This window comes from Novosphingobium organovorum, assembly GCF_022832435.1.
Classification (GTDB): Bacteria; Pseudomonadota; Alphaproteobacteria; order Sphingomonadales; family Sphingomonadaceae; genus Novosphingobium; species Novosphingobium organovorum.
This window is the reverse complement of sequence record NZ_JALHLF010000215.1, coordinates 1-2,454: the sequence shown is the minus strand read 5'-3', so window position 1 is coordinate 2,454 and position 2,454 is coordinate 1. Positions and strand designations below refer to the sequence as shown.

At 71.8% G+C, this 2,454-nt stretch carries 5 protein-coding genes; all 5 read right to left on the bottom strand.

The window, feature by feature from the left end; all coding sequences use genetic code 11:
• A partial coding sequence (locus tag MTR62_RS20745; protein ID WP_244024529.1) for a cytochrome c occupies positions 1–434 on the bottom strand: 434 nt, incomplete at its 3' end.
• Positions 431–943 carry a c-type cytochrome gene (locus MTR62_RS20740; RefSeq protein WP_244024527.1) on the bottom strand — a complete coding sequence of 171 codons (513 nt, stop codon included), beginning with the start codon at positions 941–943 and terminating at the stop codon, positions 431–433. The genes MTR62_RS20740 and MTR62_RS20745, both read right to left, overlap by 4 nt.
• Positions 940–1,506: a methylamine dehydrogenase light chain gene (locus MTR62_RS20735; RefSeq protein WP_244024524.1), complete on the bottom strand. Its 567-nt coding sequence runs from the start codon at positions 1,504–1,506 to the stop codon at positions 940–942. Before MTR62_RS20735 ends, MTR62_RS20740 begins: the two co-directional genes overlap by 4 nt.
• Before the next feature lie 2 nt (positions 1,507–1,508).
• Positions 1,509–2,102 carry a redoxin family protein gene (locus MTR62_RS20730; RefSeq protein ID WP_244024522.1) on the bottom strand — a complete coding sequence of 198 codons (594 nt, stop codon included), beginning with the start codon at positions 2,100–2,102 and terminating at the stop codon, positions 1,509–1,511.
• 2 nt (positions 2,103–2,104) lie between these two features.
• Positions 2,105–2,454 (bottom strand): MauE/DoxX family redox-associated membrane protein (locus MTR62_RS20725; RefSeq protein ID WP_244024520.1); only part of this gene is annotated, 350 nt, incomplete at its 5' end.

Here is a 2,454-nt window from a genome sequence, read left to right as displayed (position 1 = left end):
CGCCAGGCGGCGCGCTCCAGCCGCAGTGGCGCGCGGCGCAGGCGGCCGATCTCCTGCGCGGTGTAGGGCGTGAAGTCTGCGGGCAGGTGCGCCCGGTCGAAGCGGTAGAGGCTGTAGTTGAGCACGCGCGCGGTGCGCCGGTCGTCAAGGTCGGTGCTGGCGACGCCGGGCACGCGCGCGATAAATGCGCGCCCGCCCGCCACGTGGAGGAACCGGGCGACCTGCCCCGCCAGCGGCGGGGTGTTGACCGCGTTGCCCGAACCGTCGGGATGATGGCACCCCTGGCACTTGAGCATGTAGTCGACACGCGCCGCGGCGAGATCGTCGACACCAGGAAGGGTCGTCTCGGTCAGCTCCCCGGTGCTCCCCGCCGCGCGGACCGCCAGCGCGAGCGCCAGCAGGGCCGGTGCCCCGAAGCGGGCGAGCCGTTTCACTGTCCGCCCGCCGCCTGGTGGAGCCGGGCGACCTCGGCGGGGGTGAGCTTCGCGCCCAGCGCGCGCGCCGACGCGACTTCGGCGGGACTAAGCGGTTTGAACGCGGGGCCGGTTTTCGCGATGGTCGTGCCAACGTGGTTGAGCACGGCGGCGACCTGCGCATCGTCGAGATCGGCCTGCGCGGGCATCACGCTGCGGTAGCTCTTACCCTCGATGGTGAGCGGCCCCATCAGCCCGCGCATCACCGCAAGCGCGATGTACTGGCGCCCGGCCTTGCTTGCGGCGAGCTGGCGAAAGTCGGCCTGCAGCGGGGGATAGGTGCCGGGCACGCCCTTGCCGGTGGAGGTGTGGCAGGCCGCGCAGCGCTTGAACAGCGCGGCGCCTTCGTCCGGTGCAGAGGCCGAACGCGAGGGCGCGGCCTGAACGAGCGCGAGTGTGCCCAGCGTAGTGAGCGCGAGCGCGCCCAGTGCGGTCGGCGTACGGCGGGGGAGGGGGCGCGGCCGGGTCATCCCGCGTCCTCTATCGCGACGCCCACGATCGCGGCGACCGAGCAGTTGTAGACGCTGCTTTCGGTCCCCAGGCACCAGTTGTAGTCGTTGTTCGACTGCGGGCGCACTTGCGGACGGTCGCCTTCGTTGCGGTTGCACAGGCACTGCCCGCACGAGCTGGTCCCGCAGCAGTCATTGTAGCTGATGACGTAGGCGCGCCCGTCAGCCGGGTTGGTGCAGGTGCCGATCCAGGTGATCGGGGACATCTCGGTGCCCGGCGGGCAGGTGTTCACGCTGCCCCCGCAGCAGCTGCACAGGAACCCGTCGATTGCGCAGTAACGCCAGTAGTCGCACGAGGACCGGTCGCCCGGATCCTGCGCGGTGCCCGAGGTGATCGGTGCGCGCGCGCCTTCGCCGCCGCCGTGCGGGCTGGCGTGCGGACTGGCCGCGCGGGCGACGGGCAGGAGCGGGGTGGTGAGCGTGCCGGTCAGCATCCCGCCCAGCCAGGCGAGCGAACTGCGCCGTGAGCTGGAACTGGCGATGGTGCGGGTCAGCCGCTCGGTGAGTTTGTCGAAACCGGCCATGGTCAGTTGCTCCTGCTGCGCCGGCCCAGGAAGTCCTGGATCGAGGCGACCCCGCGTTCCTTGGCTTCGAACAGGCTTTCGAGGTGTTCGCGGCTGTTGACGAGGCCGAGCGAGGCAAGCGTGCCGTTCTCGTCGAGCAGCACGGCGTAGGGCAGCTTGGAGACACCAAAGGCGCGGCCCAGCGCTTCGGAGAGCACGGTCGGCACGTGGGCCAGGCCCTGTTCGCGCACCATGCGGCCATAGGCGGCGGCCTCACCGTCACCGGCCAGCACCACGTCTAGCCAGTCGGCCTCGGCCCGCGCGGCCGAGCGGACCATGGGCAGCAGTGTCTTGCACATCGGGCAATCGGGCGCAGCGAAGAAGACCAGCTGGCTCTTGCCCTGACGCGGGCCGCCCACCGTCACCGCGCGTCCGTCGATAGCCTCGAGGGTAAGCGCGGTCGGTTTCTCGCCGACGTGGACTTTCTGGTGGAGGGTAAGCGCGCCGGCGGGCGCGATGCGTTCGTGCAGGATGCCCACCTGACGGGCCAGCGCGGCGACGGTTGCGGCCAGCACGATGACGGCGGCCCACAGCAGGATTTGCGAGGTCAGGATCATGGTCAGCGGGTCCTTGGCTGAAAGGGAAGGGCGCTCAGTTCGCCGGCGGCGAACCACAGCGCGAGCAGCGCGAGCGCGGCAAAGGGGGTGTCGAGCGCCCAATCGAGCGGCGCGCGAAGGGCCAGCGCGACGGCCCCCAGCAGCGCCAGGGCGAAGGGGCGGGCGATGGTGGCGGCACCCACCGGCCTGGTGCGCGCGGCGAGATCGCAGCCGCAATCGAGCCGCTGGCCGCGCCGGACGAGAAGCAGCGCGGTGTAAAGGCCCCAAAGAGCGATCGCGGCCACCGCCCCGCCCCGGTGGGTGGGGGCGAGCACGAGGGCGATCGCGGCGAGCGCCTCGACGGCGGCGGCGG

Coding starts and splice junctions, on each gene's coding strand:
- MTR62_RS20740 (WP_244024527.1), bottom strand. CDS start 943: ATGACCCGGCCGCGCCCCCTCCCCCGCCGTACGCCGACCGCACTGGGC.
- MTR62_RS20735 (WP_244024524.1), bottom strand. CDS start 1,506: ATGGCCGGTTTCGACAAACTCACCGAGCGGCTGACCCGCACCATCGCC.
- MTR62_RS20730 (WP_244024522.1), bottom strand. CDS start 2,102: ATGATCCTGACCTCGCAAATCCTGCTGTGGGCCGCCGTCATCGTGCTG.